A 26,627-nucleotide genomic window follows, 5' to 3' on the forward strand; every position below is an offset into this window, starting at 1 on the left:
GCTTACTGACGCAGGTGAGGAAAAGGCGCTTTGATGATTAATCAGTAAGATAGGCGTGAATTTGTCTTAAGAATTCATTTACCTGCTTAAACCATTAGCAGGCTCATTAAAGCTTAACGTGGCTGCGCATCATCAAACGGAACAAACGCAGCCGTCCACGCATAAAGCGCGCCTTCACCACCGCCTGGGCTTTGCCCTGATCGCCCAATGCCAGCGTCAGATCTTCGCCCGGTCGCCAGGCGGGCCAATCAACCTTTCCGGGTAAGTGCGCACTGAACTCGCTGACTTCCCGTGCGAAGGTGACCCAATAGGCGCTGACTGCGGCGGCGAACGCTTTATCCTGCTCGCTGTAGCTGCGTTCCGCAGGCGGCGTTAGCGTATCCAGCGTGTTAAAGACATAAGGAATTTCATTGCCGTGCCAGGTGCCGTGCGGATAGAGATCGCGCGCGTTTTCGGAGACGTAATCGAACCAGTAACGCCATGCGGGCATGCCGATATTATGCTGCGCCTGAGCGACCATCAACGGTAACACCGTGAACGCCATATCGCGCGCCACCGCACGTCCCAGCAGCGCATCATCATGAATATCGTACAACCACTTCATCAGGCGATAGCTGACGCGGTTCTTGCTACGCATCTGCCGCAACACCGCCGTGGCATCCACGCCAAAATAGTCCAGCACGCTGGCTTCATCGCTGTTGCTGCCAATCATTAACGGGATGCGATGCTGTTTACCGCTCATAAAGGTGGTTAACATCGGCTTCGGCAGCACCGCATCGCCGCTAATTGGCACCGGGCCAAGCGCTAGCGGGCGTTCTAACGGCCAGAATTGTTCAGCCGGCAGCTCGCGCAGTTGCTCGGCGCTGGCATCTTCGGGTAATGAAAAATGCGCCGCCACCTGCAAACCAATCTGTTGTGCCTGCTTTTGCGGGATGTCGGGCAAGCTGTAGGCGCTTTGTACAATGCCTTTGTGAAACAGCGCCTCGGAGAGCGGCGAGCAGCACAGCGATAACACGCTGCGCGCACCGGAGGATTCACCAAACAGCGTCACGTTATGACGATCGCCGCCAAAGGCAGGAATGTTGCGCTGAATCCACTGCAAGGCGGCAATTTGATCGAGTAAGGCAAAGTTGTTGATCACGCGCCCGGCGGGATATTGCGCATCCAGCGCCGGATGAGAGAAGAAACCGAAGTGGCCAAGGCGATAGTTGAGCGTTACGACCACCACGCCTTGCGCCGCCAGCGCTTTGCCGCGATAGGGATCGAGATTGCCCGCGCCGATGGCAAAACCGCCGCCGTGCAACCACACCATCACCGGCAACGGCCGCGATGGCTCAACATCCGGTGTCCAGATATTGAGGTAGAGACAATCTTCACTGAAGTGACCGGGATCGCCACCGCCAGCGGCCACGCAATAGTCACGGTTCTGCCAGCTTGCCGCGCCCCATTCGGTCGCGTCACGCACATCTTGCCACGGCTGAACCGGCTGCGGCGGTCGCCAGCGTAAAGCGCCAGTGGGTGCGGCTGCGTACGGTATTCCTTTGAAGACAAAAAGATCTTCGTCCATCAGGCCTCTGAGTTCACCTTCTGCGGTCATGATCCTCAGACGTCGTTCATTTTTCATCTCGGGTTCCCTGATAATGCATCGTTCCATTATTTGCAGGCCTTGGACGAATGTCCATGTTCTGAAAGCATTTGCAGATTATGCCGAACCGTGGCGCGATTCTTTGAACAACTCCATCAAATATTTTGGCTAACCCCATTGAGACCATTTGTTTTAAGGTTGCAAGTTAACCTGGCGCGACGGAGAAATACCATGTTTGGTGGCATTAACCAGATGTTCAACCGGATGTGCGATCACCCGGACTTCGGCAAACTGCTGTTACGCCTGACTTTTGGCGGATTGCTGCTGTTTCATGGGGCGTTCAAGGTAGTGCATGGCGTGGGCTGGATTGCGCATATGCTCGCCGTCAAAGGGATGCCAGGTTTCATCGCTTACGGTGCTTACATCGGGGAAATAGCGGCACCGGTAATGGTGATCATCGGATTACTGACGCGCCCTGCGGCGTTCATTATTGCGGTGAACATGATTGTTGCGACACTGCTGGTAAAAATGGGCGCTGTCTGGCATCGCACAGATGTCGGTGCCTGGGCGCTGGAGACAGAAGCTCTCTACCTGCTGGGTGCGCTCGCCATTATGTTTTTGGGTGCCGGGAAGTACACGCTGGTGCGTGACTCGCGCTTGCAATAACGAGAAGAAAAGCAGCCGGTCTGCTGAATTTCAGACCGGCTGTAAATTTTCTCCTTACGCTACACTACAGCGTTCAAGACTGCGCTGCTGCATCTGTTGATATAACGCCATCTCATCCTGAACCGCTGTCCCTAACGCAGTTTCAAAATCCGCCCGGCTGGCGTTACCTGCGCTGCGCGTTTGCGCCACATCGCCCAGATTCGACTGAAAAATCCCCGCTGCGCTCACCGGCAGGAAATCCTCGTAAACGATAGGTTCGGCGCTCAATCGCCCTTCTGCCAGCAACTGCGTCACGCTTTCGCCCGCGCGTGGCGGCAGATGCTCGCCTTTGTCAGTCAGGCGATAGCGGAACCACGCCAGCTGCTGCTCGCGCAAGCTCTCTTCGTCATCGGGGAAATCACTAAACACCGCGCTGAGATGTTGCTGGTGATGTTGGTTATCGCTGCCGGTACCGGCTTCGGCTAGCAAACGATCGTAGAGTTCGCGCCCTTTCGGCGTGAGCGCTGCGCCGCGCTGTTCAATCTCACCAAAGCGCGCGGTATGCGTGCCCGGCGTGCCATCATTAAAGTGCACCGCTTCTTCCAGGGCTTTGAAGCTGGTCTGGCGCAGCAGAATCGGCACCTTGCGCTGCGGCGGGCCTTCAATCAAGGTTTTGGGATCGATACCGCGCGAAGGCATCAGCGATTGCACGCGGTCAATATCCAGCGTGCGCGGCGTCAAATGGTTGATGTGGCAACCGCGGAAACACACCACATCGGCAATCAGACGATGCTGTTGACTCAATGCACGATAAGTGGCGCTGTCTACAGTGGTATGCGCATGCCAGCGGAAAGTTTCCAGCGCTTCCTGCACGAAAGTCGCCGCATCCGCTGCGTTCAAGCCGCCCTGCTGCTGATGTTTGGCAATCAAAGCACGGCAACCCGGCGTAAAGATATCGCGCGCGGCGAGAATCGCAGCGGCCTTCTCGCGCAGCGCCGCATCATCAATCAGTTCGAGACGCAGCAGCGAGGTGAACACGCGGAACGGATTGTGGCGCAATGCGCGGTCGCTAACCGGTCGAAACGCCGTGGAGTGCACCGGCACACCGGCTTGCGACAGATCGTAATATCCCACCGCTTCCATGCCCATCACGGCAAACATCTGGCGCAACGTGCTGAGTTCTTCAGCTTTGCCGACGCGAATTGCACCGTGACGCTCTACGCTGAGTCGGCTCAGTTCATCGGCGGCTGACAGACGGTTTTTTAACTCGGGATTGGCTTCCAGCGTACGTTCATTAACGGCGGTGACCAACTGCGTCAGCGTGCCGTATTGCGGCACTTCCTGCTGATACATGGTCGACATTGCCTGCGAGAACAGCGTGCGGATGGCATCGCTGCTGAGAAAGTTTGGCATCATCATCACCTTGGGCTTACGGGTTGTTGCTACTGTAGATCAACCCTTTAGCGGCGGGTAACAATTTCGTGGAACTGTGATCGCCTTGTCACTCAGTGAGGTTTGACTGGTCACCAAAGCGACATTTCAGCACCAGCATGATGGTGGTTAATACCGCAGGAATCGCCAGCAGCAGGAAGATCTGACTGAACGTCCAGCCAAGCGTTAACAACTCGGCACCCACAAACGCGCTGATGATGGCGCCGATGCGGCCAACTCCATGCATCCAGCTGGAGCCGGTGGCTCGAGCGTGTGTTGGATAATAACTGGCAGAAAGCGCATTCATGCCGGTATTAGCACCGTTAAAACAGAAGCCGCTGAAGAAAGCGATGGCGCTCATTAAGCCAACCTGCGCAGGAGAAAAACCCAGCGCCACGATGGCAATGCCGCCGCAGAAATAGATCACCGCCAGCGCCAGATTGGCGTTGATGCGATCCATCAACCAACCAGCAAACAACGAACCAATGGTTCCACCGGCCTGATACATCGCCGTAACAATCGCTGCTTCCGTCACCGACATGCCAAGCGTGCTGATCAGCGAAGGCATCCAGCTGCCAATCAGATAAACGAGAAACAGCCCCATAAAGTAGCCGCCCCACAACATCAAACTGCCAAACAGATAGCGGCGCGACACCACGGTTGCAACCGAACCTTTGCGCGCTGTGGGCAGCTCAGTGCTTTGGAAATGGCTACCCGGCTGCACGGTGCCGGGCAGCATACGTTCGAGGATGGCGTGAATATGTGCGGCAGGCGCGCGACGGCTAATCAGAAATCGTACCGATTCCGGTAAGCCGCGCACTAAAAAGGGCAACACCAACAGCGGCAGCACGCCACCCATCAGCATGACCGAGTGCCAGTCATAACGTGGCAACAGCCACGAAGCGGCAAAACCACCGGTTGCGGCACCAAAGGTAAAGCCGCAGAACACCACGGTAATAATGAAGGAGCGGCGACGTTCAGGCGCATATTCGGCCACCAGAGTGCCAACGTTAGGCATGGCGGCGCCGAGCCCTAAGCCGGTGAGAAAGCGGAACAGCATCATCTGTTCGATGTTCTGCGCCATCGCCGTGGCCAGCGTCCACAGGCCGAAAAACAGTACGCTGATCAGGATCATCACGCGGCGACCATAGCGATCGGCCAGCGGTCCAGCGACCATCGCACCTAATGCCAGACCAATCAACGCCGCGCTGATCACCAAGCCGAGTTGATGATTAGTCACGCCCCAACTGGCTTTCAGCGTGGGCGCAATAAATCCCATTAGCGCAATGTCCATGCCGTCCAGCGCCACTACCACGAAGCACAGCGCGATTAAGCGCTTCTGCCAGCTGCTAAGCGCACTCTTATTAATAAGCTGGCGAACGTCTACTGCTTCAACGCTGGTCACGTAACGACTCCTGCACTTTTACCGTTTAGGGCATCAGTTTTAGTAAAAAAAACGGCGCTTATCATAGCTCATCGTTAACAATATCGGGCACTGTTTTTGGATGTAATTGAGAATTATTCAACTTTTACCGAATTATGTTGTTGATTTTACGTGACCTGAATATTCGGCAAAAGGTGTCATTTGCAGCATTACGCTTAAATTCAGCAGGTTAGGCATAAAGGTTGTGTCGCGGCATTTTTGTTAATATAAATTTGCAGGCAAGTTAACATAATTAACGTTTCCTCATTGCTGCTTCTCGTCATAACTCATTATGTTGGGCGTATGGACAAAAATATCCTTTTCAATCAGCGCATTCGCTTGCGTCATTTACATACCTTTGTGGCGGTAGCGCAGCAAGGCACGCTCGGTCGTGCCGCTGAAACGCTCAATTTGAGCCAGCCTGCTTTGTCGAAAACACTGAATGAGCTGGAAGAGCTTGCCGGCGCGCGGCTGTTTGAACGCGGACGGCTCGGTGCGCAGCTCACCACGCTGGGCGAACAGTTTTTGATTCATGCAGTGAAAGTGCTGGATGCGCTCAATCATGCGGGTCAGAGCTTCAACGCACAGCAGCCTGGCCGGCCGGTGGTGATTCGACTCGGCGCGCTGACTACCGCTGCGATGGGCATGCTGCCGCAAATTCTCGATCGCTTCCATGAGCAGCAACCCAATACTACGGTGCAGGTCGCAACGTTGCACAATAACGTGCTGTTGGCCGGTTTACGTGCTGGTGAGTTTGATGTTGGCATTGGTCGGATGGCGGATAGCGACATGATGGCCGGACTGACCTATGAATTGCTGTTTCTGGAATCACTTAAATTGGTGGTGCGCCCGGATCATCCGCTATTAAGCGAGAACGTTATGCTGTCGCGCGCGATGCAATGGCCAGTGGTGATTTCTCCGGAAGGTACGGCGCCGCGTCGTATTGCGCAGCATATGCTGAATGAGCAAGGTTGTACCTTGCCAGCAAACTGCGTCGAAACCTCATCGACATCCCTGGCGCGCCAGCTGGCGCTGCGCTACGACTATGTGTGGTTTGTGCCTTCCGGCGCCATTAAAGAAGATTTAAATCACGATGCGTTGTGCGCGCTACCAATTGCCTCGCCGGGGCCAGGCGAACCGGTTGGCATTATTACGCGCAGCGGCAGCCCGCTAAGCCTGAGCGCCGAAGTGTTGATGGCGACCATCCGCAAATTCCACAGCTAACGACTGTGTTTGGCATGACGTTCACGGTTCTCGAGGCGCGCCTGTTCGGTTTTACGTAAACCGACATAGAGCGCGCCCGCCCCACCATCTTTCGGCTGCGCCGTGCAAAAGGTCTGCACTTCTGCAAACTCCTGCAACCATCGCACCACATAGCTGCGCACAATATTGGCGTGCGACTCATCGTCACGCCCTTTGCCATGAATGATCAGCAGATTGCGCAATCCATGTTTGTTGGCTTGTTGCATAAAGCTGAACAGCGCCTGACGACAGGTTTCCACCGGCTGACGCAGCAGATTAAGGCTGGCTTCGGGCGGATATTTGCCCAGCCGCAGCTTATCCAGCACGCCTTGCTGTACGCCCTCAACCTTAAACTCCAGTGGTGTTGTCAGCGGAATAATGTCGAGAAAGCCACGCGTGAGGAAATTTTCCTGCTCGTCACTTTCCTGCGGCGCGCGCGGCGCTTTAGGCGAAGGGGCGCGTAGCCATTGGGTGTTAGCGCAGTTTTTTAATGGTGTCACATCACCCATGGCATCGCGGAAAAGGTCTTCATCATCAAGGTTCATGGTGTTTCCTCTCGCCTGGTATTTACCTGAGCGTCCAATTCGACGCCAAAGCAAAAGAGTAGCAAAGGATTATTGGCAAAACATCTGTCACTTTTTGCGCTGTATTAAGCTGTGTCTAACTGTAAACCTGGCAACAAAACGTTCCAGATCAATAAATGCCCTTGAGCCAGACCAGCGCAAACCCTGTAATACCTGACATTTGTGGGGTTTTAAGGACATTTACTGCTCGGATGAGTTCCCTTCGCTTAGAAAAATGTTAAAATTGACCGCAGTCAATAATCATCGAGCGTAACTATATGATCCAGGAAAAACGCAGCATTCGACGTATTCAGTCTGGCGGTTGTGCCATCCATTGTCAGGATTGCAGTATCAGCCAATTGTGTATTCCCTTCACGCTGAACGAGCACGAACTGGATCAGCTGGATAACATCATTGAGCGCAAAAAGCCGATTCAGAAAGGCCAGACGCTGTTCAAAGCCGGTGATGAACTGAAATCGCTTTACGCAATCCGCTCCGGCACTATCAAAAGCTACACCATCACTGAACAAGGCGACGAGCAAATTACTGGCTTTCATCTGGCAGGCGATTTGGTCGGTTTTGACGCCATTGTCGGTGCAAAACATCCAAGCTTTGCGCAAGCGCTGGAAACCGCGATGGTGTGCGAAATCCCGTTTGAAACCCTCGACGATCTCTCCGGTAAAATGCCGGCGCTACGTCAGCAGATGATGCGTTTGATGAGCGGTGAAATCAAAGGCGATCAGGATATGATTCTGCTGCTGTCGAAGAAAAATGCCGAAGAGCGTCTGGCGGCGTTTGTCTGGAATCTGTCGCGCCGTTTCGGACAGCGCGGTTTCTCACAGCGTGAATTCCGTCTGACCATGACGCGCGGCGACATTGGTAACTATTTGGGACTAACCGTAGAAACCATCAGCCGTCTGCTGGGTCGCTTCCAGAAAAGTGGCATGCTGGCCGTTAAAGGCAAATATATCACCATCGAGAACCACGCTTTGCTGGCAGAATTAGCTGGCCAGACCGAACAAGCCGCGTGATTCTGTGCCGGGTTAATAAAAGTTATTTTATTGATCCGGCAACAACTTTTCCGCTTCTGCCCTGTCCAAACTTAGGCTATCTTTAATCCAACTTGCTTTGGTTTTAGGAGATCGGCCTATGTCCCGGTACCAAAATATTCTGGTGGCTATTGATGCCCAGCAGGACGATCAGCCCGCGCTGCGTCGTGCGGTTTATCTCAATCAACGTATCGGCGGAAAAATCAAAGCTTTCCTGCCTATTTACGACTTCTCATATGAAATGACCACGCTGCTGTCGCCCGACGAGCGCTCAAATATGCGCAAAGGGGTGATCAGCCAACGTACCGAATGGATCCGCCAACAGTCCCAGGCATATATTGAGGCTGGCGTTGAAATTGAAATCAAAGTGGTTTGGCATAACCGTCCGTATGAAGCAATCATTCAGGAAATTATGGCGCATCAGCATGATTTAGTGCTGAAAATGGCGCACCAGCACGATCGCCTGGAAGCGGTGATATTTACTCCTACGGATTGGCATCTGCTGCGTAAATGCCCTTGCCCGGTGTGGATGGTGAAAGATCAGGCGTGGCCTGAAGGCGGCAAAGCGGTGGTGGCAGTCAATCTCGCCAGCGAAGAACCGCATCACGATGAGCTTAATCAGAAGCTGATTCGTGAAACCACGCTGCTGGCCGAGATGGTGAATCACACCGAAGTGCATTTGGTCGGTGCTTATCCCATCACGCCAATCAACATTGCTATCGAACTGCCGGACTTTGATCCGAGCGTTTATAACGACGCAATTCGCGGCCAGCATTTAGTGGCGATGAAAGCGCTGCGACAAAAATTCTCGATCGGCGAAGAGTTCACTCATGTGGCTAAAGGTTTGCCCGAGGAAGTGATTCCGGATATCGCTTCACATCTGGATGCCGGCATTGTGGTGCTCGGCACCATCGGCCGTACCGGTTTGTCAGCTGCGTTCCTGGGTAACACCGCGGAACAAGTGATCGATCATCTGCGCTGTGATTTGCTGGCGATCAAGCCAGACGATTTCAAATCGCCGATTGATTACGATGACGAAGAAGATGAAGACGATTGATTAAAAAAAGGGCGGCTCACAATGGCCGCCCTTTCTATATTTACTCAGGGCGGTGAGTCACATCACCGCCCTTCTTTTTTACAGCGCGCGCAGAATGCCTTCCACGCTCGCTTTCGCATCGCCAAACAGCATCTGCGTATTGTCTTTAAAGAACAGCGGATTCTGTACGCCCGCGTATCCAGTGCTCATCGAGCGTTTAAAGACAATCACGTTCTGCGCTTTCCACACTTCCAGCACCGGCATGCCAGCGATTGGACTGCGCGGATCTTCCAGTGCGGCTGGGTTAACGGTGTCATTCGCGCCGATTACCAACACGGTATCGGTATCGCTGAAGTCATCGTTAATCTCGTCCATTTCCAGCACCACATCGTAAGGTACTTTCGCTTCCGCCAGCAGTACGTTCATGTGACCAGGCAGACGACCAGCAACCGGGTGAATACCAAAGCGAACTTTGATACCGCGTGCACGCAGCTTTTCGGTAATCTCAGCCACCGGATACTGCGCCTGAGCCACCGCCATGCCATAACCCGGCGTGATCACCACAGAAGAAGAGGCTTTCAGCATCTCTGCGGTCTCTTCTGCGGTAATTTCGCGGTGCTCGCCGACTTCATCGCTTTCGCCGCCCACGCTTACGTCGGTACCAAAACCACCGGCGATTACGCTGATAAAGGAGCGGTTCATCGCTTTACACATGATGTAAGAGAGGATGGCACCGGAAGAACCGACTAGCGCACCGGTAACGATCAGCAAGTCATTGCTCAGCATGAAGCCCGCCGCCGCCGCTGCCCAACCGGAGTAAGAGTTCAGCATCGAAACCACAACCGGCATATCCGCACCGCCGATCGACGCCACCAGATGCCAGCCAAACACCAGCGCAATGATGGTCATCAGCAGCAGCGCAAACACCTGCGCGCCAGTACTATCGGTTTGCACGAACCACAGCATCAGCAGGAAGGAAACCACCAGCGCCGCGAGGTTCATTTTATGACGATGCGGCAGCATTAGCGCTGAAGAGGAGATCTTGCCGCGCAGTTTGCCAAACGCCACCAGTGAACCGGTAAAGGTCACCGCACCGATGAAGATGCCCAGGAACACTTCGGTCAGATGGATATTTTCCATCACCGGCGCGAGGCCCGGCGCGTGATCGATGTAGCTGTTGAAGCCCACTAACACCGCCGCCAAACCTACAAAGCTGTGCAGAATGGCAACCAGCTCCGGCATTTCGGTCATTTCGACTTTCTTCGCCAGACGCAAGCCAATCGCACCACCAATCACCATCGCCACCAGAATCCAGGCAACGTTACCGGTGTTCGGGCCAAAAATGGTGGCCAGCAGCGCAATTGCCATGCCGCTCATGCCAAAAATATTACCCTGCTTCGAGGTCTCGTGTTTCGAGAGACCGGCAAGGCTGCAAATAAACAGAATCGCGGCAACAATATATGCTGCAGTAACTAATCCGCCAGACATGTTGCTACCCCTTAATTCTTACGAAACATTTTCAGCATGCGCTGGGTGACGGTGAAACCACCGAAGATATTGATGCTGGCGATCAGTACGGCGATAAACGACAGAATCGTTACCCAACCGCCGTGGCCCATCTGCAGCACCGCACCCACCACAATAATGCCGGAAATGGCGTTGGTGACGGCCATCAACGGCGTGTGCAAGGCGTGACTCACGTTCCACACCACGTAATAGCCGACCACGCAAGAGAGCGCGAAGACGGTAAAGTGCGACAGGAAGTCCGCTGGCGCCACGTTGGCCAGGCAGGCAAACAGCACCACCGCCAACGCCAGCAGCAGATATTTACGCCACGGTGAAACCGGCTTGGCTTCAGCCTTCGGCAGCGGCTGTGCGGCAGGTTGCGCTTTCGGCGCGGCGGAAACCTGAGTCGGCGGCGCTGGCCATGTCACTTCGCCATCACGAATCACCGTCACGCCACGCACTACCACGTCTTCGAAATCAACGGTAATTTCGCCGTTTTTCTCTTTGCACAACAGTTTCAGCAGGTTGACAAGGTTGGTACCGTAAAGCTGTGAGGATTGCGTAGGCAGGCGGCTTGGCAAATCGGTGTAACCGATAATCTTCACGCCGTTGGGGGTTAAGGTCACCTGATCGGCAACCGTCAATTCACAGTTACCGCCGGTTTGCGCCGCCAGATCGACGATCACGCTTCCCGGCTTCATGCTGGCAACCATCTCAGCAGTAATTAACTTCGGTGCCGGACGGCCAGGAATCAGCGCGGTGGTGACAATAATGTCGACTTCTTTCGCCTGCGCGGCAAACAGTTCCATCTCCGCCTTGATAAAGGCTTCAGACATTACTTTGGCATAACCATCGCCGCTGCCCGCTTCTTCTTCAAAGTCCAGCTCAAGGAACTCGGAGCCCATACTCTGCACCTGCTCTTTCACTTCCGGACGCGTATCGAAAGCACGCACGATGGCACCCAAACTGCCTGCAGCACCAATGGCTGCTAATCCCGCCACGCCCGCACCGATCACCATCACTTTGGCTGGCGGCACTTTACCGGCAGCGGTGATTTGACCAGTGAAGAAGCGACCGAATTCATGCGCGGCTTCAACGATGGCACGATAGCCCGCGATGTTCGCCATTGAGCTCAACGCATCCAGTGCTTGGGCACGTGAAATACGCGGCACCGAATCCATCGCCATCACGGTGACGTTGCGTGCTGCCAGTTTCTCCAGCAGCGCTGGATTCTGTGCAGGCCAGATAAAGCTCACCAGCGTGCTACCGGCGCGCGTCAGTTCGATCTCCTGATCGTCAGGCGCATTCACTTTTAACACGATGTCTGACTGCCAGACGTCGTGAGTGTTGGTGATGGTGGCGCCGACGGCGATAAAGCTTTCATCATCAAAGCTGGCGCGAAGTCCTGCGCTCTGTTCAACGGTGACGCTAAATCCCAGTTTGATCAGCTGCTCAACGGTCTTTGGCGTGGCGGCCACGCGCGACTCATTGGCTAACCGTTCTTTGGGTATCCCAATTAACATACTGTTTCCTTTCAACAATTAAAGGATGAGGTTCTGTAAGTGGCAAAAAGCTCAAAAGCCGAAACAGTGTTTCAGCTTTTTATGAGCAAAATGCACAATGTAACAAAGTCTTTATAACCTACTGAAAATATGAAGAGTGATCCACAGCGATAACGCCTACTTATGACATTCACACAAATATTCAGACGCAAAGATTGAATGCCACGTTTTGCCACTGCATTTGGTGTTTATTAAAAAATATTCTGCTGCGCAAAATCGTGTCATGTCGAATTAAGTATTATTAAAAACCTTTATTTAACAATGCGATAACTATTATGGCACTAAGTGTTACCAGAATAAGTGGTTATCTGTGCAAAAAAGAGCCGTAACAGAAGTCAATGACAGGTCGATGAATAAATGGCAGAGATTGTCAATGTTATGCGCTTAAATTGGCTGAGACAGGCCGATTATTACATGCAATAATCAGCGGCTAATCTGTTATACATCAAGAGTCCAGCACGTTTTCGTACTCATTTTGCGTAAGGCGAAGGATCATTTTTATGAAGCTGAAGAACACCATTCTGGCGTCAACCTTGTTATCACTGCTGGCGGCAAATGCGTTTGCTGCTAAAGAGTTAACGCCAGAGCAAGCGGCCGCGTTGAAACCATTCGAACGTATTAATATCAGCGGCCGTTTCAATGCCATTGGCGATGCAACTGATGCCATCTCCAAACAAGCCGATGCCAAAGGCGCTGACTCTTTCTATGTTCAGGGTATTAATGATAGCAACGGCAACGGCGGTAACTGGCGCGTAACGGCTGATTTGTACAAAGCCAACGCACCAAAAGCGGATGACTCCACTAAATACCGCACCTTCTCCGGCGTGAAAGAGCTGCCGAAAGCAGAAGCGTATCGCCTTGAGCCTTACGATACCGTATCGGTTAATGGTTTCTTCTCAAGCCAGCCAGATGTTAATGAAGCGATTGCCAAGGCAGCTAAAAATAAAGGTGCGGCATCCTTCTTTATCGTGCGTCAGGTTGATGCTAACAACGGCGGCAACCAATACGTGACCGCGTATGTTTACAAGGCAGATGCGCCAGAACGCAAAGTTCAGAACACCTCTGATTCAATCCCCGCGGATTCTGAAGCCGGTAAAGCAGCTCTGGCTGCTGGCGGTGCGGCGGCAGCGAAAGTGGCGATTCCAGGCGTGGCCTCTTCTGAGACGCCAAGCCGTAACGTAGGTCGTTTCTTCGAAACGCAAAGCTCAACCGGTCAACGTTACACGGTAAAAACCGCCGATGGCCGCAGCGTGCAGGAAGTGAATGCGATTACTGCTGCGCAGATGCAGCCGTTTGACACCATCACCTTCTCCGATCACTTCGGTACCCCAACCGAAATCTCTGAAGCGGTTGGTAAACGTGCCGTAGAAAAAGGCGCTAAGTACTATCACATCACGCGTCAATGGCAGAACCAGAGCGGCGGTAACCTGACCGTCACTGCGGATCTGTTCAAGTAATTCCGATTAAGGGCGACTTCCGTCGCCCTTTTCAAAATCTCCCTCATACTGACTGCATAATCCGTGCGCAGATTTGCATAGTCTTGCATTGCCTTCCCCCTTTGCACTCCGTAAAATCTGCCGCCTGTTTTTAGGGGATTCCGTTTCAAAGTTGGCTAACTGCCACGCGAGACTCCAGCGGAATCGCCACCACCCAGCATACTCTGCTGCTTAGGATGGGCGTTTTGGATAAAAAATTAGGTCTTAGTGCGCTCACCGCGTTGGTACTCAGCTCAATGCTGGGTGCTGGCGTGTTCAGCCTGCCGCAAAATATGGCGGCAGTTGCCGGCCCGGCGGCGCTGCTGATCGGCTGGCTGATCACCGGCGTTGGCATCATCTTCCTGTCACTTGCCATGCTATTACTGACGCGGCTGAAACCCGAGTTGGATGGCGGCATCTTTACCTATGCGCGCGCCGGCTTTGGTGAGCTGATGGGCTTCTGCTCGGCGTGGGGATATTGGCTCTGTGCGGTAATCGCCAACGTCTCTTATCTGGTGATTGTCTTCTCGGCGCTGAGTTTCTTTACCGACACACCGGATCGCGTGGTATTTGGCGATGGCAATACGTGGCAGGCAATGCTTGGCGCGTCGGTGCTGCTGTGGCTGGTGCATTGCCTGGTGCTGCGCGGCGTGCAAACAGCGGCCAGCATTAACTTGCTGGCAACGCTGGGCAAGCTGGTGCCGCTGCTGCTGTTTGTCGTCCTGGCGCTGCTGGCATTCAACTACGATCGCTTCCGCTTTGATTTCAGCGGTGTCGAGCTCGGTCAGCCGCTGTGGCAGCAGGTGAAGCAAACCATGCTGATCACCTTATGGGTGTTTATTGGCGTGGAAGGCGCGGTGGTAGTTTCTGCGCGTGCGCGTAATAAGCAGGATGTCGGACGCGCTACGCTGATGGCGGTGCTGGCCGCGCTGTTGGTTTATTTGCTGGTTACGCTGCTGTCGTTAGGCGTGATTCCGCGAGCCGAACTGGCACAGATGCGCAATCCTTCCATGGCCGGTTTGATGAAGCATCTGCTGGGTCATTGGGGCGATGCGGTGATTGCGGTCGGATTGATTATTTCGGTGTGCGGCGCCTATCTGAGCTGGACGATTATGGCCGCTGAAGTGCCGTTCCTTGCCGCGCAGCAAGGTGCCTTCCCGCGCAGCATCGCGCGCCAGAATCGCCACAACTCTCCTTCTGCCTCGTTATGGCTGACCAACGGCAGCGTGCAGGTTTGCCTGATCTTGATCGCCTTAACCGGCGCGGATTACAACACGCTGCTGACCATCGCTTCAGAAATGATTTTGGTGCCCTATCTGCTGGTGGGTCTGTATCTGATTAAGGTGGTGCGCGGGCAGAACAAACCCTGGGCGATGTTTACCGGCGTCGGTGCCAGCGCGTATGGCATTTGGCTGCTGTATGCGTCAGGTCCCTTGCATCTGCTGCTTTCAGTGGTGCTTTATGCGCCCGGATTGCTGCTGTTCCTGTACGCACGACGCGGCGGTCGTGGCGACAACGTGTTGTCACAACTGGAGCGCATCGCGATTGTGTTGTTGATGGCGGCGTCACTGCCCGCGTTGTGGCAGCTAACGAATTAGTGCGGCTGGACCGGAATGGAAACGCACAGCAGGTCATCCTGCTGTGTCAGATTGAGCGGTTTACGGTATTCCTGATGAATAGCGTCAAGCTGCTCGGCTGACAGCGGATATGGCAGCTGAATATCAAAGCGGCTGATGTGCTGTTGCTCGGCCAACGTGATAAGGCGCGCGATATTAATCTCATCGCTCACCTGCGTTGAAATGATTTGTAATGCTAATTCTTTGAGATGATCGTCGCTGGCCTGAAGGTTGTGCGCCGATTTACGCGTTACCATGCCAAAAATAGGCATCACGCCATAAATGGCATCGACAAAACTCCAGCGTTTTTTGCAGGAAGCGGAGAGAAAATCACTGTAATTGAAGCAGATGCGATCACTGTATCCGGCTGAAGCCAGCTCTTTATCAGACACTCTCGCACTCCTCCTGTTTTTCGTTACGGTTCCGAACCTTGCGCTACAACGCGCCGCTAATGATGGCACATTTCACGGTATACATACCAGTAACGCAGGGATATTTCGTGCGGTAACGTAGAGCTCAGGACCAGGAAAAGCTATGCTGCTGGCATTCTCATCCGTCACAGTGAATTATGAACAAAATCGTCTATGTGGAAGATGAGCCAGAAGTAGGCGAATTGATCGCCGCTTACCTTGGCCGCCACGATATTGAAGTTATTGTTGAAACGCGCGGTGACCGCGCTGAAGCCACCATCGCCCTGCACGATCCCGATTTAGTGATGCTGGATATCATGTTACCCGGCAAGGATGGCATGACATTGTGCCGCGATCTGCGTGCCAGCTGGCAAGGTCCGATTGTCTTGCTCACCTCACTCGACAGCGACATGAACCATATTCTGTCACTGGAAATGGGCGCTAACGATTACATCCTCAAAACCACGCCGCCGGCGGTGTTGCTGGCGCGTCTGCGTTTGCATCTGCGTCAGGCGCACGTTGGTCAGCCGGAAGTGACGCCCGCCATTCAAAGCTCGCAGCGCGTGCTGCGCTTCGGTTCACTGACCATCGATTCACTCAATCGTCAGGTAACGCTGTTCGAGGAAAATATTGTACTGTCCACCGCCGATTTTGATCTGCTGTGGGAACTGGCGAATCATGCCGGGCAAATCCTCAATCGCGATGCGCTGCTGAAAACCCTGCGCGGCGTCACCTACGATGGCATGGATCGCAGCATTGATGTGGCGATTTCTCGCCTGCGTAAAAAACTGTACGACAGCGCCACCGAGCCGTTCCGCATCAAAACCATCCGCAACAAAGGCTATCTGTTCGCGCCGCAGGCCTGGGATACCCGTTCCGCATGAGAAAGCTCTTCATTCAGTTCTATTTGCTGCTGTTCGTCTGTTTTCTGGTGATGACATTACTGGTTGGGCTAGTGTACAAATTCACCGCCGAACGCGCCGGACGCCAGTCAATGAACGATTTGATGGCCAGTTCGCTGTTTTTGATGCGCAGCGAACTGCGCGAGATCCCGCCGCGCGACTGGAGCAAAACCATTCGCAGCCTCGATCTCGATCTGTCGTTTGATCTGAATATTGAGCCGATGAGCAAATATCAGCTGGGTGACGCGGACATGAAGCGCCTGCGCGCTGGCGAGATCGTGGCGATTGACGATCAGTACACCTTCTTACAGCATATTCCGCGCAGCCATTACGTGCTTTCCGTCGGCCCAATCCCTTACCTTTTCTATCTGCACCAGATGCGCATTCTGGATATCGCGCTGCTGGCGTTTATTGGTATGTCGCTGGCGCTGCCGGTATTTATCTGGCTACGTCCGCACTGGCAAGAGATGCAGCGGCTGGAGAAAGCCGCGCAGCGTTTTGGCCGTGGCGAACTCGACGTGCGCACCCATTTTGAAAGCACCTCCAGCCTGCACAGTCTTGGCGTGGCGTTTAATCAGATGGCGGAGAACATCAACACGCTGGTTGCCAGTAAGAAACAGCTGATTGACGGCATCGCGCACGAGTTGCGAACGCCGTTGGTGCGGCTGCGTTACCGGCTGGAGATGAGCGATAACCTCACCGATGCGGAATCCGCCGCGCTGAACCGCGATGTTGGCCAGCTGGAGAGTTTGATTGAGGAGTTGCTGACGTATGCGCGCCTCGATCGGCCACGCGTTGATCTCCATCTGCAATCCTTCGATCTGGCGCAATGGCTGCGGGTGCATATCGAAGATGTGCAAACCATGAATCCGCAGACGCAGATTGCGCTGGATATCCCGCAGTTGGAAAACGTTGGCAGCGCCGATACGCGCCTGATGGAGCGCGTGCTGGATAACCTGGTGAATAACGCCCTGCGCTATGCGCAACAGCGTTTACGCGTGAGCTTATGGTTTGATGGCGCGCTGGGCTGTTTGCAGGTGGAAGACGACGGTCCGGGCATTCCGCAGGAAGAGCGCGCACGCGTGTTTGAACCTTTTGTCCGCCTCGATCCGAGCCGCGATCGCGCCACCGGCGGCTGTGGTTTGGGTCTGGCGATCGTCCACTCTATTGCGCTGGCGATGCAGGGAAATGTCTCGATTGAGAGCAGCCCGCTCGGCGGCGCCAGCGTTCGCTTTTGCTGGCCGGTTGATCTACCCTTGCGGGACATTGCGCCACGCTTACCGTCATAAGGAGCTTTTTACGTGACTTCAGCTTATCAAGAACTTAGCCGCACTTTTCAGCGTCTCTCCCGCTTTGGCCATTTAGGCGCCATTGCCGGTGTCGATATGCAAACCACCATGCCGCCGGGCGGCAGCCAGGCACGCGGTGAAGCGATGGCCGAACTGAGCGTGTTCATGCACGAAGTGCTGACCGATAAACGCCTCGGCGGGCTGTTTGATGCCGCGCAGCAGGAATCTCTGAATGATGTCGAGCAGGTTAACCTGAGCGAAATGCAGCGCGCCTGGCAGCAAGCCACGCTGCTGCCTGCGTCACTGGTGGAAGCCAAGTCGCTGGCCGGTTCGCGCTGTGAGCACGCCTGGCGTCAGCAGCGTCCAGCGAACGACTGGCAAGGTTTCTCCGCCAATCTGAAAGAAGTGGTGAAGCTGAGCCGTGAAGAGGCGCAGCTGCGTGCCGATGCGCTCGGCGTATCGCGTTACGACGCGCTGCTGGATGTGTTTGAGCCGGGCATGACCAGCGCGCAGCTGGATCAAACCTTTGGCGATTTGAAAAGCTGGCTGCCCGATCTGTTGCAAAAAGCAGTGGCGAAGCAGCAGCAAACGCCGATCGCGCAGCCTGTTGGTCCGTTTGCCATCGAATCACAGAAACAGCTGGGCCTGAGCGTGATGAAAACGCTGGGCTTCGATTTCAATCACGGCCGTTTAGATGTGAGTGCGCACCCGTTCTGCGGCGGCGTGCCGGAAGATGTGCGCATCACCACGCGTTACAACGAGAACGATTTCCTCAGCGCCATGATGGGCGTGATCCATGAAACCGGCCATGCGCGTTACGAGCAGAATTTGCCAAAACAGTGGCGCGGTCAGCCGGTGGCGCAGGCGCGTTCTACCGCGATTCATGAATCTCAAAGCCTGTTTATGGAGATGCAGCTGGGGCGCAGTAAAGCCTTCCTGCAGCATATACATCCGCAGGTGGTGGCGCTGATGGGCGACCAGCCTGCGCTGGAGTTAAACAACTTCATCCGTCAGACGCAGCGCGTGAAGCCGGGCTTTATTCGCGTCGACGCCGACGAGTTGAGCTATCCAGCGCACGTGATTTTACGTTACGAGATCGAGCGCGCGCTGATTGAGGGCGAGATTGAAGTTGAAGATATCCCGGCGCTGTGGGACGAGAAGATGCAGCAATCGTTAGGCATTGATACGCGCGGTAATTACCGCGACGGTTGCATGCAGGATATTCACTGGACCGACGGCGCGTTTGGCTATTTCCCAACCTACACGTTGGGCGCGATGTACGCGGCCCAGCTGTTCCAGGCGGTTAAGCGTGCGATTCCGCAGGTCGAGACGCTGATCCAGCAAGGTGATTTGCAGCCGGTGTTTGACTGGTTACAGCAGAACATCTGGCAGCACGGTAGCCGTTTCCCGACGCAGCAGCTGCTGGTCAATGCCACCGGCGAAGCGCTGAATCCGCACTATTTCCGTCAGCACCTTGAACAACGTTATCTCTCTGAGTAAACTGCGCGGCGGCCCATGCGGCCGCCCTTTTCACTTCCTTTACGCCGCTTTGTACAATCCGTTACACGCCGATACCAATGCCTCACGGAAAGCCTGAATTGTTTTTCATATAGTGTTTTCACCGGCCCCGCAGTGGGCTACACATGAAAAAATAGTTCGAGGATTTTGCAATGAAAAAATTATTTGCACTGGTGATCGCCGCTGCTATGGGTATGTCTTCTGTTGCTTTCGCTGCTGAAACAACTGCTGCTCCAGCCGCTGCTGCAACCACAACTGCTGCGCCAGTTAAACACAAAATGGCTCACCACAAAAAACCAGCTGCTCAGAAAGCGCAGGCTGCTAAGAAACACAAGAAAGTAGAGAAGAAAGCGCCAGCTGCACAGAAAGCTCAGGCCGCTAAAAAGCATCACAAAAAAGCAACCAAGCCAGCTGCACAGAAAGCCCAGGCTGCTAAAAAGCACCACAAAAAAGCAACCAAACCAGCTGCACAGAAAGCCCAGGCTGCTAAAAAGCACCACAAAGCAACCAAGCCAGCTGCACAGAAAGCTCAGGCTGCTAAAAAGCACCACAAAAAAGTAACCAAACCCGCTGCGCAGAAAGCTCAGGCAGCTAAAAAGCATCACAAAGTGAAAAAAGCAGCTAAATAAGATTCGCTTAGCGCCAACACCGTATTGATGATTGAAAACACCCGGTTATGCCGGGTGTTTATTTACTGGAGTAGCGAAAAATGGTGCGTCGCTATCGCTTCGAAATTATTCTGATTGTGATGATCCTCTGTGGCATAGTTGCAGCCAGCTTTTTTATCTAGTCGTTGTAGCGTGCTGATTACTCCAATATTTCTCCCTTTTTCACCGCTCACCGACTATAGTTATCGCTCAAGCGTGATGACAACAACTTCTACTTATTCTCGCCATTGAGAGAACTATGCGCCTGGCTATCCTGTTACTTGTTGGTCTTTTCAGTTTTAACCATACAGCACATGCCGATGATGAAGATGGGCCAAGCCCGGAAGACATCAAAACGTTGTTCTTTGGCAAAGATCATCGCCAGGCGATTAGCGACGTAAGCGCCGCGCCCTGGGATGCCATCGGTCAGTTAGAGACCGAAAGCGGTAACCTCTGCACCGCCACCCTGATTTCTGCCCATCTGGCGTTGACCGCCGGACACTGTTTATTGGCTCCGCCCGGCAAGTTTGATAAGCCGGTGGCGCTGCGTTTTATGGCCAGCGCCAAAGGCTGGCGTTACGAGATTCATGATATTGATGCGCGCGTTGAACCCTCTTTAGCGCGCCGGTTGCAGGCAGACGGCGAAGGCTGGATCGTGCCGCCGGGCGCCGCGCCCTACGATTATGGGCTGGTTATTCTGCATAATCCGCCATCCGGTATTGTGCCGATTCCGTTGTTTGACGGTTCGCGTGGCGATTTAACCACCGCGTTGAAAACCACTCAACGTAAAGTGACACAAGCCGGTTATCCGGCCGATCATCTTGATACGCTCTATTCGCACAGCGATTGTCTGGTGACCGGTTGGGCACAACGCGCAGTGCTGTCGCACCAGTGCGATACCTTGCCAGGCGACAGCGGTTCGCCTCTGCTGTTGAAGAACGGTGATGAGTGGCAGTTGATTGCGGTGCAGAGTTCAGCACCCGCGCCGGCCGATCGTTACCGTGCCGATAACCGCGCCATCGCAGTGCCGTCCTTTAAAGATAAGCTGGAAGAGCTAGCGCAATAATCACGTAGGGTCGCCATTCATGGCGACCTCCATCACATCACTCTCTTGATTAACTCAACTGCTCCATCGCCTGCAGAATACGCTTATCCGAAATCGGATAAGGCGTGCCCAGTTGCTGCGCGAAATAGCTAATCCGCAACTCCTCCAGCATCCAGCGAATCGCCTGTACTTCGGCATCATCCTGACGTTGCGGCGGCAATTTATTGCGCCACGTCTGCCAGGCCTGCTCCACCGCCTGCACTTTCAGCATGCGCGCACGATCGCTGTGTGGATCCACCGGAAGTTTCTCGAGGCGGCGCTCAATACCTTGCAGATAGCGCAGCGTATCACCGAGACGCGACCAGCCATTGCCGGTCACGAAACCGCGATACACCAGGCCATTCAGCTGCGCTTTGATATCGCCTAATGCCAGCGCCAGCGACATATCCACGCGACCCTTAAGGAACTTGTTGATATTGAACACGCAGGTCAGGATCTGTTCGACCTGTTTGGCGATGGTGACCACGGTTTCATTCAAATCGGCACGCACTTTGTCGCGTAGCTGTTCGAAGTTCTCCTGTTGCCATGCCGGACCGCCCGCCTCCGCCATCAACTTATCCACACCGCAGGCGATGCAGTCATCGATCAGTTCCAGCACTTTGCCGTACGGATTGAAGTACAAACCGAGTTTGGCTTTGTTTGGCAGCTTCTCGTGCAGATACTTGGTCGGCGACGGAATGTTGAGCAGCAGCAAGCGACGCTGGCCGCGCCACATCATTTTCTGCTGTTCCACTTCGTTATCGAACAGGCGAATTGCTACGCTGTCCTTTTCATCCACCAGCGCCGGCCAGGCTTTGACCTGATAGCTGCCACGCTTCTGCTCGTAGCTTTGCGGCAAATCGCCAAAGCTCCAGATGTGCAAACCGCTCTGCTCGAGGCCATCGTCTGCCACTTTCGACAGCGTTTCCTGCACTTTGCCTTTTAGCAGCAGCCGCAGCTGATGCAGATTTTTGCCTTCCTGCAGCTTACGGTTGTGCTCGTCTACCACGCGGAAAGTCATTTTCAGGTGATCGGGCACCTGATCCCACTGCCAGGCTTCACGGTCAATGGTGACGCCGGTCATGCGGCGGAATTCGCGTTCCAGCGCATCCAGCAACGGCAGCTCCATCGCAGTGACACGACCAAGAAACGCTTCGGCGTAGTTCGGCGCGGGCACCAGATTGCGGCGCACCGGCTTGGGCAGCGATTTGATCAGCGCGATAACCAACTCGCGACGCACGCCAGGAATTTGCCACTCAAATCCGGTCTCTTCGATTTGATTCAGCAGCGGCAACGGAATATGCACCGTCACGCCATCGGCATCCGCGCCCGGTTCAAACTGATAGCTCAGCTTGAGTTTCAGGTTGCCCTGATGCCAGAAGTTGGGGTAATCGAGCTGGCTGACTTTGTCCGCGCCATCTTTGATCAGCATCTGCTTATCAAAGCTCAGCAGGTCCGGATTCTCTTTGCTGGCTTGCTTCCACCATGCATCGAAATGGCGCGCAGACACCACATCGCTGCCGATGCGGCGATCGTAGAAAGCGAACAGCGTTTCGTCATCGACCAGAATGTCGCGACGACGCGATTTGTGTTCCAGATCTTCAATTTCGTTACGCAGTTTCAGGTTATTGCGGAAGAACGCGTGACGCGTCTGCCAATCGCCCTCCACCAGCGCGTGACGGATAAACAGCTCGCGGCTCAGTTGAGGATCGATGCGGCTGTAATTGACCTTACGCGCCTGCACAATCGCCAGGCCGTAAAGCGTCACTTTTTCTGTCGCCATCACCGCGCCCTGCGCTTTTTCCCAGTGCGGTTCGCTATAGCTGCGTTTAATCAGATGCTGCGCCAGCGGCTCGATCCATTCCGGATCGATACGTGCGGCAACGCGACCCCATAAACGGCTGGTTTCCACCAGCTCCGCCACCATGGTCCACTTTGGCGGCTTCTTAAACAGGCCGGAACCGGGGAAGATGGAGAAGCGCGCGTTGCGAGCGCCGGTAAACTCCTGTTTCTCGTTATCTTTCTGCCCAATGTGCGACAGCAAGCCGGTCAGCAAAGCGCAGTGCACTTCACGATAAGGCGCAGGTTCGCTGTTGACCGGCATACCTTGTTCCCGCACCACCTGACGCAGTTGGGTGTAGATATCCTGCCATTCACGCACGCGCAGATAGTTAAGGAATTCGGTTTTACACAGGCGGCGGAAGTGATTGCTGGAGAGCGCTTTTTGCTGCTCCTGCAGGTAATTCCACAGATTCACGAAGGCGAGGAAATCGGACTCTTTATCCTCAAAACGACGATGCTTTTCGTCAGATGCCTGCTTTTTATCAGAGGGGCGCTCGCGCGGGTCCTGAATCGATAGCGCAGCAGTGATGATCATCGCTTCGCGCACGCAGCCAAATTTTTGCGCTTCCAGCACCATACGCGCCATACGCGGATCGACCGGCAACTGGGCGAGCTGGCGACCCGAAGGCGTCAGCTTGTAGGTTTCGTCTTCACTCAGCGTGATGGCACCAAGCTCTTCCAGCAGGCGCACGCCGTCCTGAATATTGCGCTTGTCCGGCGCTTCGACAAACGGGAAGGCAGCAATATCGCCCAGCCCCAGCGCGGTCATCTGCAGAATTACCGAGGCGAGGTTAGTACGCAAAATTTCGGGATCGGTAAATTCCGGGCGACTGAGGAAATCGTCCTCGGAATAAAGGCGAATACAGATACCTTCCGAAACGCGTCCGCAGCGCCCTTTTCGCTGATTGGCGGACGCCTGCGAAATTGGCTCAATCGGCAGGCGCTGCACTTTGGTGCGGAAGCTGTAGCGGCTGATACGCGCGGTGCCGGGATCGATAACGTATTTGATGCCAGGCACGGTCAGCGAGGTTTCTGCTACGTTGGTTGCCAGCACGATGCGGCGTCCGCTGTGCGACTGGAACACGCGATTTTGCTCGGCGTTCGACAGGCGCGCATACAGCGGCAGAATCTCGGTGTGCGCAATATCTCGCTTCATCAGCGCATCGGCGGTATCGCGGATTTCGCGCTCGCCGCTCATAAAGATCAGAATGTCGCCGCGGCTCTCTTGTCCCAGCTCATCGACCGCATCAAAAATCGCCTGCAGCTGATCGCGATCGGTATCGTCAGCGTCCTCGACCATCGGACGATAACGCACTTCCACCGGATAAGTACGGCCCGAAACTTCAATCACCGGCGCATTGTGGAAATGGCGTGAGAAGCGCTGCGGATCGATGGTGGCAGACGTGATGATGACTTTTAAGTCGGGACGACGTGGCAACAGTTCGCGCAGATAACCAAGCAGGAAATCGATATTCAGGCTGCGTTCGTGCGCTTCATCGATAATGATGGTGTCGTACTGCAGCAACAGGCGATCCTGCTGGATTTCCGCCAGCAGGATACCGTCGGTCATCAGCTTAACCTGGGTGGTTTCGCTCACCTGATCGTTAAAGCGCACCTTGTAACCGATGGTGCCGCCGAGCGAGGTTTCAAGCTCATCGGCAATGCGGTTCGCCACGGTGCGCGCCGCCAGACGACGCGGCTGCGTGTGACCAATCAGCCCTTTCACTCCGCGCCCCAGCGCCAGACAGATTTTTGGCAACTGCGTGGTTTTACCCGATCCGGTTTCACCCGCAACGATCACCACCTGATGCTGACAGATCGCATCGGCAATGTCCTGCTGCTTCTGACTGACCGGCAGGTTGTCTGGGAAAGTGATGCGTGGTGTCGCCGCCGTGCGCTGCGCAAGGCGCTGCTCCGCCGCGACAAATTCCGGCTCCAGTTCAGCCATAATGCCCTGCTGCGCCGCAGGATTTTTCACCTTTGCAGCGCCCAGCAATCGACGTCGCAGACGCTGACTGTCGCGCAGCGTCAGATTATCGAGCCGCGGCCAAAGGGAGGCTAAAGGTGAAGAGTCGGATGATGACATAGCGATGCGTACCTGTTGTTACAGCGGGCAGATGATTTCCCGGCGGATTCAAGCAATTAATGGTCGGCATCATAGCACAATTTGGAACACCTGCCTGAACGGGACGTGCGAGGTTATTCAATTATTTCGAACATAGATCTCGAAATATTGCGCTTTTACCTCGCGGGCTAACTCCGTACAGTGTAAAGCATTGAGCGGTAAGCCAACCGCGTAACGCACAGGAAAATACCATGAGCAAAGTTTTAGTTCTGAAATCAAGCATCCTCGCTGGTTACTCTCAGTCAAATCAACTGGCTGACTTCTACGCTGACGAAGCACGCGCTAAAGGTGATTCAGTTACCGTGCGTGATTTAGCCGCACAGCCGATTCCGGTGCTGGATGGTGAGCTGGTTGGCGCACTGCGTCCATCCGACGCACCGTTGTCTCCACGTCAGCAGGAAGCGTTGTCTCTCTCCGATGAGCTGATTGCTGAACTGCAAGCCCATGACACCGTGGTTATCGCCGCGCCAATGTACAACTTCAACATTCCAACTCAGTTGAAAAACTACTTCGATCTGATTGCCCGCGCTGGCGTGACCTTCCGTTACACCGAAGCAGGCCCGGAAGGTCTGGTAACCGGCAAACGTGCGGTGATCCTCTCCAGCCGTGGCGGCATCCATAAAGATACGGCCAGCGACCTGCTGACGCCATACGTGAAACTGTTCCTCGGCTTCATCGGTATCACTGACGTGAACTTCGTGTTCGCAGAAGGCATCGCTTATGGTCCAGAAGTGGCGACCAAAGCGGCTAACGATGCAAAAGACGCCATCAAGCAAATTGTTGCTGCGTAATCATTTTTCACTATGATGCATGCCCGTCAGGCTTATCTGACGGGCATTTTTTTTGCTGTTGTTTTCTAAGCGCTTAAAGCTCCATACTGCACTTCTTTGCCAGCCCCTGAATGGTCGATTTCAGCACAGCGAAAGGAGATGAAGTGATACACCACAATCAATATGGTCAGCCCATCGGTTTTGCGTTACCCGACTGGCAGCCCGCCACCTTCCCGCCCGCCGTTATTCTCACTGGCCGTTTTTGCCATCTCGCACCGCTTCAACTCAGTCACGCGCCCGCCCTTTTTGCCGCCTTTTCACTGGCAGCCGACGATCGCGACTGGACCTGGCTCGGCGCATCGCAGCCGCAATCGTTAGCTGAAATGACCGACTGGGTCGCCAACAAAATCGGCGACAGTGGATTAGTCAGTTATGCGGTGTTCGATCAGGTTAAGCAGCAAGCGGTTGGCGCGGTCTGTTTCGCCAATATCGAGATGCAGAATGGCGCGATTGAGATTGGTCATGTCACCTGGTCGCCGCTGATGCAGCGCAACGTGTTGGGCAGTGAAGCAATATATCTGCTGTTGCAGCAGGCTTTTGCGCTCGGTTATCGCCGCGTGGCGTGGCGTTGTGATTCCCTTAATCTGGCTTCACGACGCGCAGCAGAGCGTATCGGCTTTACCTTTGAAGGCCGCTTTCGTCAGGCCATGACGCGTAAACAGCGCAATCGCGATACCGATTGGTTGTCGATCATTGATAGCGAATGGCCAGCGATTCAGCAGGCCTTACGCCAATGGCTGGCGGTAGAGAATATGGATCATCACGGCCGCGAAACGCAAAAACTGCGCAGCTTTTTCCCGGCGGATTGACGTTGTCTATACTGACTAGCTTTTATCTACGCAATTGC

General features: G+C 54.5%; 21 protein-coding genes. 13 read left to right on the plus strand and 8 right to left on the minus strand.

What is annotated here, in order from left to right:
• Window positions 1–106: 106 nt before the first annotated feature.
• Entirely contained in the window at window positions 107–1,624 is a 1,518-nt protein-coding gene (locus FHW71_RS00415) for a carboxylesterase/lipase family protein (protein WP_179450759.1), read from the minus strand.
• Window positions 1,625–1,816: 192 nt separating this feature from the next.
• Here FHW71_RS00415 and FHW71_RS00420 point away from each other — a divergent pair, with 192 nt between their 5' ends.
• A complete protein-coding gene (locus tag FHW71_RS00420; RefSeq protein ID WP_061718824.1) occupies window positions 1,817–2,251 on the plus strand; it encodes a DoxX family protein in 435 nt (144 codons plus the stop codon).
• 54 nt (window positions 2,252–2,305) lie between these two features.
• Here the strand turns inward: FHW71_RS00420 and FHW71_RS00425 are convergent, their stop codons facing one another.
• The gene (locus FHW71_RS00425; RefSeq protein WP_179450757.1) at window positions 2,306–3,643 is read right to left on the minus strand and encodes a VOC family protein; all 1,338 of its coding nucleotides are present in this window, start codon (window positions 3,641–3,643) and stop codon (window positions 2,306–2,308) included.
• A gap of 88 nt (window positions 3,644–3,731) precedes the next feature.
• Window positions 3,732–5,066 carry an aromatic acid/H+ symport family MFS transporter gene (locus tag FHW71_RS00430; protein ID WP_179450755.1) on the minus strand — a complete coding sequence of 445 codons (1,335 nt, stop codon included), beginning with the start codon at window positions 5,064–5,066 and terminating at the stop codon, window positions 3,732–3,734.
• A gap of 321 nt (window positions 5,067–5,387) precedes the next feature.
• Here FHW71_RS00430 and FHW71_RS00435 point away from each other — a divergent pair, with 321 nt between their 5' ends.
• Window positions 5,388–6,308 (plus strand): LysR substrate-binding domain-containing protein, encoded by a 921-nt coding sequence (locus FHW71_RS00435; protein WP_008106387.1) that lies wholly within the window; start codon window positions 5,388–5,390, stop codon window positions 6,306–6,308.
• Here FHW71_RS00435 and smrA read toward each other — a convergent pair.
• A complete protein-coding gene (gene smrA / locus FHW71_RS00440) occupies window positions 6,305–6,871 on the minus strand; it encodes a DNA endonuclease SmrA (protein ID WP_179450753.1) in 567 nt (188 codons plus the stop codon). The two genes, FHW71_RS00435 and smrA, sit on opposite strands and share 4 nt — an antisense overlap.
• 296 nt (window positions 6,872–7,167) lie before the next feature.
• Between smrA and FHW71_RS00445 the strand changes: the two genes are divergently transcribed.
• Window positions 7,168–7,920, plus strand: coding sequence for an FNR family transcription factor (locus FHW71_RS00445; protein WP_008106391.1), 753 nt, complete (start codon window positions 7,168–7,170; stop codon window positions 7,918–7,920).
• A 118-nt stretch (window positions 7,921–8,038) separates the two neighbouring features.
• On the plus strand, window positions 8,039–8,995 hold the full coding sequence (gene uspE, locus FHW71_RS00450; RefSeq protein WP_179450751.1) for a universal stress protein UspE: 957 nt from the start codon (window positions 8,039–8,041) through the stop codon (window positions 8,993–8,995).
• A 78-nt stretch (window positions 8,996–9,073) separates the two neighbouring features.
• Here uspE and pntB read toward each other — a convergent pair whose 3' ends face one another.
• Window positions 9,074–10,462 (minus strand): Re/Si-specific NAD(P)(+) transhydrogenase subunit beta, encoded by a 1,389-nt coding sequence (gene pntB, locus FHW71_RS00455; protein ID WP_008106395.1) that lies wholly within the window; start codon window positions 10,460–10,462, stop codon window positions 9,074–9,076.
• An 11-nt stretch (window positions 10,463–10,473) separates the two neighbouring features.
• Window positions 10,474–12,003 (minus strand): Re/Si-specific NAD(P)(+) transhydrogenase subunit alpha, encoded by a 1,530-nt coding sequence (pntA, locus tag FHW71_RS00460; protein ID WP_179450749.1) that lies wholly within the window; start codon window positions 12,001–12,003, stop codon window positions 10,474–10,476.
• A 539-nt stretch (window positions 12,004–12,542) separates the two neighbouring features.
• On the opposite strand from pntA, the gene ydgH reads away from it, so the two are divergent.
• Both ydgH and FHW71_RS00470 read left to right on the plus strand, forming a co-directional pair.
• Window positions 12,543–13,499, plus strand: coding sequence for a DUF1471 family protein YdgH (gene ydgH / locus FHW71_RS00465; protein WP_008106399.1), 957 nt, complete (start codon window positions 12,543–12,545; stop codon window positions 13,497–13,499).
• A gap of 224 nt (window positions 13,500–13,723) precedes the next feature.
• Window positions 13,724–15,115, plus strand: coding sequence for an amino acid permease (locus FHW71_RS00470; RefSeq protein ID WP_179450747.1), 1,392 nt, complete (start codon window positions 13,724–13,726; stop codon window positions 15,113–15,115).
• Here FHW71_RS00470 and FHW71_RS00475 read toward each other — a convergent pair.
• Window positions 15,112–15,525: a hypothetical protein gene (locus FHW71_RS00475; protein ID WP_008106403.1), complete on the minus strand. Its 414-nt coding sequence runs from the start codon at window positions 15,523–15,525 to the stop codon at window positions 15,112–15,114. The genes FHW71_RS00470 and FHW71_RS00475 overlap by 4 nt on opposite strands.
• Window positions 15,526–15,701: 176 nt before the next feature.
• Between FHW71_RS00475 and rstA the strand changes: the two genes are divergently transcribed.
• From rstA to FHW71_RS00500, 5 genes are all read left to right on the plus strand, one after another.
• Window positions 15,702–16,427, plus strand: a complete 726-nt coding sequence (gene rstA / locus FHW71_RS00480; protein WP_008106404.1) for a two-component system response regulator RstA — start codon at window positions 15,702–15,704, stop codon at window positions 16,425–16,427.
• The gene (gene rstB / locus FHW71_RS00485) at window positions 16,424–17,734 is read left to right on the plus strand and encodes a two-component system sensor histidine kinase RstB (protein WP_179450745.1); all 1,311 of its coding nucleotides are present in this window, start codon (window positions 16,424–16,426) and stop codon (window positions 17,732–17,734) included. The genes rstA and rstB overlap by 4 nt, the downstream gene beginning before the upstream one ends.
• A 12-nt stretch (window positions 17,735–17,746) precedes the next feature.
• On the plus strand, window positions 17,747–19,234 hold the full coding sequence (locus FHW71_RS00490) for a carboxypeptidase M32 (RefSeq protein ID WP_179450743.1): 1,488 nt from the start codon (window positions 17,747–17,749) through the stop codon (window positions 19,232–19,234).
• Window positions 19,235–19,404: 170 nt separating this feature from the next.
• Entirely contained in the window at window positions 19,405–19,881 is a 477-nt protein-coding gene (gene asr / locus FHW71_RS00495) for an acid resistance repetitive basic protein Asr (RefSeq protein WP_008106410.1), read from the plus strand.
• Window positions 19,882–20,158: 277 nt separating this feature from the next.
• A complete protein-coding gene (locus FHW71_RS00500) occupies window positions 20,159–20,965 on the plus strand; it encodes a serine protease (protein ID WP_061718815.1) in 807 nt (268 codons plus the stop codon).
• Between the two features lie 49 nt (window positions 20,966–21,014).
• Here the strand turns inward: FHW71_RS00500 and hrpA are convergent, their stop codons facing one another.
• Window positions 21,015–24,911 carry an ATP-dependent RNA helicase HrpA gene (gene hrpA, locus FHW71_RS00505; protein ID WP_179450741.1) on the minus strand — a complete coding sequence of 1,299 codons (3,897 nt, stop codon included), beginning with the start codon at window positions 24,909–24,911 and terminating at the stop codon, window positions 21,015–21,017.
• A gap of 230 nt (window positions 24,912–25,141) precedes the next feature.
• Between hrpA and azoR the strand changes: the two genes are divergently transcribed.
• Together azoR and FHW71_RS00515 are read left to right on the plus strand one after the other, a co-directional pair.
• Window positions 25,142–25,741, plus strand: coding sequence for an FMN-dependent NADH-azoreductase (azoR, locus tag FHW71_RS00510; protein ID WP_008106416.1), 600 nt, complete (start codon window positions 25,142–25,144; stop codon window positions 25,739–25,741).
• Window positions 25,742–25,887: 146 nt separating this feature from the next.
• Window positions 25,888–26,589: a GNAT family protein gene (locus tag FHW71_RS00515; RefSeq protein ID WP_353620981.1), complete on the plus strand. Its 702-nt coding sequence runs from the start codon at window positions 25,888–25,890 to the stop codon at window positions 26,587–26,589.
• Window positions 26,590–26,627 lie beyond the last annotated feature (38 nt).

Origin of the sequence: Enterobacter sp. Sphag1F (genome assembly GCF_014193275.1) — a bacterium.
GTDB classification, from domain to species: Bacteria; Pseudomonadota; Gammaproteobacteria; order Enterobacterales; family Enterobacteriaceae; genus Pantoea; species Pantoea symbiotica.

Coding starts and splice junctions, on each gene's coding strand:
- rstA (WP_008106404.1), top strand. CDS start 15,702: ATGAACAAAATCGTCTATGTGGAAGATGAGCCAGAAGTAGGCGAATTG.
- hrpA (WP_179450741.1), bottom strand. CDS start 24,911: ATGTCATCATCCGACTCTTCACCTTTAGCCTCCCTTTGGCCGCGGCTC.
- smrA (WP_179450753.1), bottom strand. CDS start 6,871: ATGAACCTTGATGATGAAGACCTTTTCCGCGATGCCATGGGTGATGTG.
- pntB (WP_008106395.1), bottom strand. CDS start 10,462: ATGTCTGGCGGATTAGTTACTGCAGCATATATTGTTGCCGCGATTCTG.
- FHW71_RS00500 (WP_061718815.1), top strand. CDS start 20,159: ATGCGCCTGGCTATCCTGTTACTTGTTGGTCTTTTCAGTTTTAACCAT.
- azoR (WP_008106416.1), top strand. CDS start 25,142: ATGAGCAAAGTTTTAGTTCTGAAATCAAGCATCCTCGCTGGTTACTCT.
- FHW71_RS00445 (WP_008106391.1), top strand. CDS start 7,168: ATGATCCAGGAAAAACGCAGCATTCGACGTATTCAGTCTGGCGGTTGT.
- ydgH (WP_008106399.1), top strand. CDS start 12,543: ATGAAGCTGAAGAACACCATTCTGGCGTCAACCTTGTTATCACTGCTG.
- FHW71_RS00435 (WP_008106387.1), top strand. CDS start 5,388: ATGGACAAAAATATCCTTTTCAATCAGCGCATTCGCTTGCGTCATTTA.
- FHW71_RS00420 (WP_061718824.1), top strand. CDS start 1,817: ATGTTTGGTGGCATTAACCAGATGTTCAACCGGATGTGCGATCACCCG.
- asr (WP_008106410.1), top strand. CDS start 19,405: ATGAAAAAATTATTTGCACTGGTGATCGCCGCTGCTATGGGTATGTCT.
- rstB (WP_179450745.1), top strand. CDS start 16,424: ATGAGAAAGCTCTTCATTCAGTTCTATTTGCTGCTGTTCGTCTGTTTT.
- FHW71_RS00415 (WP_179450759.1), bottom strand. CDS start 1,624: ATGAAAAATGAACGACGTCTGAGGATCATGACCGCAGAAGGTGAACTC.
- FHW71_RS00425 (WP_179450757.1), bottom strand. CDS start 3,643: ATGCCAAACTTTCTCAGCAGCGATGCCATCCGCACGCTGTTCTCGCAG.
- uspE (WP_179450751.1), top strand. CDS start 8,039: ATGTCCCGGTACCAAAATATTCTGGTGGCTATTGATGCCCAGCAGGAC.
- pntA (WP_179450749.1), bottom strand. CDS start 12,003: ATGTTAATTGGGATACCCAAAGAACGGTTAGCCAATGAGTCGCGCGTG.